Genomic DNA, 2,946 nt, shown 5'->3' on the forward strand with positions numbered 1-2,946 from the left:
GCCAACCCATGATGTCAAACCAAAGATGTTGCACAATGCAAGCCACAAGTTTGAATCAATCTTTGTCAATGTCAATATCCCTGAAAACAATACCGTGATGTTCAAAAGCCTTGCAGGTCAGCGATTAGGCGTATGGGTAGCACATGGAGAAGGTAAATTCCAATTGCCCAAACCAAAGGATGATTACCATATCGGGATGACCTATAGCTATGAAGGCTATCCAGGAAATCCAAATGGGTCTGATTATGCTGTGGCGGGTATTGCTTCGGAAGACGGAAGGCACTTGGCCATCATGCCCCACATTGAGCGTTCCCTCAAACCATGGAACTGGCCCTATTATCCTTCAGAAAGACAAGAAGACGAAATCAGTCCTTGGGTGGAGGCGTTCGTGAATGCATTCAAGTGGGTAAGAAGTAAATAATAATATTGTTTCCCGCAAAGAGGTATTAGATTTCCCGCAAAGACGCTAAGGCGCTAAGAAAAAAATCATAAGACATGCCAGATTGTTTGGTATGTCTTATTTTTTTGGTATCCTCAATAAGGATTTTTAACATAAACTTTTTGTAAAATGACAGAGAATGAACTTGCTCGAGAGGCTGTAGATATTGCCTATCAAATCCATAAATTTTTGGGGCCAGGATTATTGGAAAGTGTCTATGAGGAGGCTTTTGCATATGAATTGACCGATAGAGGTATCCCTTTTACCAGGCAGTAAAAAGTTAAGATACATTACAAAAATATTGTCTTAGACAAAGGATTTAGAGCTGACATTATTATGGAAAATAAATTGCTAATTGAACTTAAGTCCTGTGAAAAAGTCGATAATGTCTACCACAAAATTACCATGACATATATGAGATTAAAAAATATAAAATTAGGCTTATTGATCAATTTCAATGTGAATTTAATAAAAGAAGGTATTTCCAGAAAAATAAACGGTCTTGAAGATTAATAGAGAAATTATTTTATTAATTATCTCGAGAAAAAGATCTTCTCAATATAACGCAAGCTGACTTAGGACTTGGTTTTAGTGGAAGGAAAACGGATTTTTAGTAAAAAAAATATTTTTCTTTGCGCCTTAGCGCCTTTGCGGGAAACCTCAAAAAATTTTGTCCCTTTTCTAAAGGATTTGCGCCCTTTCTTCCTATTTTTAAGCCATGCAAATGACTACCGCTTTTGATATCCAGGAAGGGCAACCCAAGATCAATCACCAATCTGTTTTATTCTCAATAGGTTCTTGTTTTTCGACTGTCATCGGTGAAAAACTGACGGAAAGGAAATTTAATATCATCAACAATAGCTTTGGAACGCTTTTCAATCCTGTTTCTATTTGTCAGGTATTGGAGGATTCTGTGTTGGAGATGCCAATCAATTCAGAGATGGTGTTGGTAAGAGATGGTTTGTATCTACACTTTGGGATGCACTCCGATGTGGTGGGATTCAGTCAGGATTCCCTGGAAAGGCTGATCAATAAAAAGCAGTCACAGGCCAAAACACAGCTTGAAAAGGCAACACATATCTTGGTTACGTTTGGTACAGCATGGGTCTATGAACATGAAAAATCAGGTCAGATAGTTGCCAATTGCCATAAAAAACCTGCTGACCAATTCGAAAAACGTTTGTTGCATCCCGAGGAAATACAAAAGGATTTTGCAGGATTTTTTAATATCCTCAGACAGGTAAATCCTGATGTAAAAGTCATTCTTACAATCAGCCCTGTCAGACATACCAAGGACGGAATACCAGAAAATCAACTGAGCAAAAGCATTTTAAGATTGGCAGCCCATGACCTGACAGAGACCTACGATTTTGTCCATTATTTCCCGAGTTATGAGATTATGATGGATGAATTGCGGGACTACCGTTTTTACAAAGAGGACATGGTTCATCCTACTGTACAAGCCGAGGATTATATTTGGGAAAGATTTTTAAAGACATGGGTAGACCCCAAAGCACTGCCATTGATCCAGGAATTCGAAGGAATCAAACGGGATTTGGCACACAGGCCTTTCAACCCCGATAGCCCTGCCCACTTAAAGTTTCTAGAAAACCTTCAGAAGAAAATAGAAAAGTATAGCAGGGATTATGATTTCTCCAAGGAAATGGATCAGTTGAGGAAACAGGTGCAGCAGAGGAAATAGGTAAGAAGCGAGAAGCGAGGAGCGAGAGGCTGGAAGTTAGAAACAAGAGACTAACACCATTGAACTAAAAACAGTATTCAAGAAATACAAAAATCGTATCCTTGTCACCTCGAGTCCCCAACATTCTGAAAATGTTCAAAATAGGTAATGACATCCAGTTTCTCGTCATCCCGAGGCACGAGGGATCTCCAGCGGTACAATTATACGGTTGGAATACTAGAAAAACATTTAACCTATTGGGCCAAAATCATTCTTTTCGTGATCCTCGAGAGATGTTTCCTACGTCATGACGTCTGCTCCGATTTATGTCATTGGTACGACAGGAGAGGTCTATTCCCTGAGGGTTTAATAGATGTCTCCTACCGTCGACATGACAAGGAAAAGTTAAATAACAGTAGCGATCCATTAGACCAAGGACAACAAATTAGCCTGTAGCAAAATCTAAGATCTAAAATCTAAAATCGTCAACTTACAACCCATGAACCAACTCATCCATTCCCAATCCCCTTACCTCCTCCAACATGCCCACAATCCTGTGGATTGGTATCCTTGGGGGGAGGAGGCGTTGGAGAAATCGAAAAGGGAGAGCAAGCCGATTATTGTTAGCATAGGGTACTCTGCTTGCCATTGGTGTCATGTGATGGAGAAGGAGAGTTTTGAGGATGAGGCTACGGCTGAGATTATGAACGCTAATTTTGTCTGTATCAAGATTGACAGGGAAGAAAGGCCTGACCTGGACAATATCTATATGGATGCCATTCAGACCATGGGGTTGAATGGGGGCTGGCCATTGAATGTGTTTTTG

At 40.0% G+C, this 2,946-nt stretch carries 3 protein-coding genes and 1 pseudogene; all 4 read left to right on the top strand.

Annotated elements, in window-relative coordinates:
- Nucleotides 1-421 (top strand): phosphoribosylformylglycinamidine synthase subunit PurQ (locus ACEW8U_RS05500; RefSeq protein WP_373521036.1); only part of this gene is annotated, 421 nt, incomplete at its 5' end.
- A gap of 147 nt (nt 422-568) precedes the next feature.
- Nucleotides 569-952, top strand: a pseudogene (locus ACEW8U_RS05505) (GxxExxY protein).
- A gap of 205 nt (nt 953-1,157) precedes the next feature.
- Nucleotides 1,158-2,141 carry a GSCFA domain-containing protein gene (locus ACEW8U_RS05510; RefSeq protein WP_373521037.1) on the top strand — a complete coding sequence of 328 codons (984 nt, stop codon included), beginning with the start codon at nt 1,158-1,160 and terminating at the stop codon, nt 2,139-2,141.
- A 478-nt stretch (nt 2,142-2,619) separates the two neighbouring features.
- Nucleotides 2,620-2,946: DUF255 domain-containing protein (locus ACEW8U_RS05515; RefSeq protein ID WP_373521038.1), on the top strand; the 327-nt coding region annotated here is incomplete at its 3' end.

The organism is Aquiflexum sp., from assembly GCF_041751335.1.
Taxonomy (GTDB): domain Bacteria; phylum Bacteroidota; class Bacteroidia; order Cytophagales; family Cyclobacteriaceae; genus Aquiflexum.